The 2,414-nt window shown below is 71.0% G+C and carries 1 protein-coding gene; it reads left to right on the forward strand.

Features of this window, described 5'->3' with window-relative positions; genetic code table 11:
* Window positions 1-191: 191 nt before the first annotated feature.
* Window positions 192-2,414 (forward strand): sialate O-acetylesterase (locus ACZJYS_RS23995; protein WP_493180599.1); only part of this gene is annotated, 2,223 nt, incomplete at its 3' end.

Raw genomic sequence — 2,414 nt, forward strand, 5'->3', positions numbered from 1 at the left:
ATCGCGCCGCCCGCCCTGGTCGTACACAGCGCGGCCGGTCAGGCCTGGCTCGACTGGGTGCTCGACCAGCCGGGTCGCTGGCACATCCAGGCACGCTGCGCCGAGCCCCGTCCCGCCGTGGCCTGGCTGACCATCGACGCCGTCTGACCGCCACGCTTCGGCGTGGCCCGCTGTTTCACAGGAGAATCCGAATGGCGAACCCGGTGCTGATGCCGGCGCCCGATGCTGTGATGGTGCTGCCACAGGGCACCACCCTGACCGGCCAGCTGATCACCGAGCTGGCCGAGATGGAGGCGCTGACTGGCCAGGAACAGCTGGTCGGCGTGCAGGACGCCGCAGGCCTTCCTCTCGGCCGTGCCCTGCCGGTCCGTGTGCTGCGCGAAGACGTGGCCCAGGTGGCCGCCGAGGCCATCGCCTCGACTGTGGTCAGCGAGGCCGGCCGCGTGGCCCGGGAGACCGTCGACGCCTCGGTGGAGGGCCTGCAGGAGATTGCCCGCCAGGCTGCGACCCCGGCGGCGCAGGAGGCAGCCCGCGAGGAGATCGCTCCCTCCGTCGCCGCGGCAGCGGAGAGTGCTGGCCAGGCGGAGGCTGCGAAGCAGAGCGCAGAGGCAGCGCGGCAGCGCACGGAAGCCGCCGCCCAGAGCACCGAGGCCGCGGTCCTCAACGCCGCGCCCCAGCGCCCGAGCGTGGCGGCCCTGGTGGCAGCCTGGAGCGCCGCAGGGGCTGGCGAGGGTGCGCTGGGGGTGGTCTTCACCATCGGGCCGGAGGAGGGCGTCTATCGCCTCCAGGGCGGCCTGCCGGTGCGTACAGGCGACACGGAGCGGCAGAAGAAGGCGTTTGCCCTGGCCGAGGCCCAGCGCACCAGCACCGCCGCGCGGGCCCTGCCCGTGCTCGGCATGGTCGCGCCCGACGTGGTCACCGACAACCTCTGGGAGGTCACCGACCCCGCCGGCCGGCCGCTGCTCGACCTGGGTGAGGATCTGACCCTCGGCATGGCCGGCGTGCTGCTGCGCGGCGACCTGATGAGCCTGGAGGACTATTCCTGGGGACTGCGCACCGAGGCCGGCAAATGGCTCATTTCCGGCGAGGATGATGGCACGGCCGGTGTCGCCGCCCTCCTTCTCTACGGACAGCAGCTCGCGCCGATGTCGGTGGCCGACGATGAGCTACCGCTGATTGAAGACCAGGACGGGCATGCGCCGCTCCGCTGGCAGGAGGGCGGCTGGCTCGGCCTGCATATCGGCGACAGCCAGATCCGCCGCGTCACGCTGGCGCCGATGCAGGTGTCGTTCCCGCAGGGCTTCGTCACGCCGGATGAGCGCGTGGTGCTGGGCATCCACGACAACGCCACGGTGGAGGCGCGGCTCTCGCCGGACGCGCGCGACGACCTGCAGGCCGACAGCTATCTGCCGCCGGAGACCCTGCGCGGCATCGCCGCCTTCAATGTCAGGCGGCACCGCAACTCTCGGCTGATCGTCGGCACGGTGCAGGACAGCACCGGCCGCGCCTACGATGTCGTGCAGCTCGCCGACCAGTACGATCTGCAGACGCTGGCTGACAGCGCATCGCCGCTGGTGCTGCTGATCAACTACGGCCAGAGCAACAACGGCGTGCAGGGCGGGCCGCTGCTGGGGCCGATCCCGCAGCCGCAGTTTCCGCACCACTTCCTGATGCTGGGCGATCCCTCCTACTGGCCGCAGGCCTATGCCGAGGCGCCGATCTCGCTGTCGCCCGCACGGCTGCAGCTCTCCGCCTACCGCAACCCGGGCTCGGAGAACGTCTTTCCGATGACGTTCTTCGGGCCGGCTTTCGAGGCCGGGATGCGGCGTGCCAATCGGCACTCGCCCGGGCTGATCGGCCACACCGTGTGGTGGGGCGGCCAGAACATCGACAAGTTCATCAAGGGCACGATCCAGTACCAGCACGTGCTGGCTGCCGTCACCTCGGCACGGGGCGCCGCGGCCCGCATGGGGCGCGAGCTGCGGGTGATCATCCGCTGGTGCCAGGGCGAGAACGACACGGCCGGCTATCTCGACATGCTGCGCCAGCTGCAGGCGGATCTGCGCGAGGATGTGCGGGTGGCGGCCGGCATGTCCACCCTGCCGCCCTTCGTGATCCAGCAGGTGAACGGCAACGCCGACACGGTCACGGGCATCCAGCGTCCGGTGCAGGCGCAGTACGAGATTCTGAAGGAGGGCATCCCGGGCCTCTACGGCTCGGGCCCGATGTATGACTGCCCGCTCGGCGACAACATTCACGCCAGCTATTTCGGGCGCATGATCCAGGCCGCGCGCGATGCGCACGCCGTCGACAGCATCCTGCGTGGCCTGTCGCCGATGGGGCTGCGGCCCACCGCCTTCACGCGGCTGAACGCCACCACGCTGCGCATCACCTGGCAGCTGCCGCCGGACGCA

Source organism: Roseomonas sp. TS2, assembly GCF_058833935.1.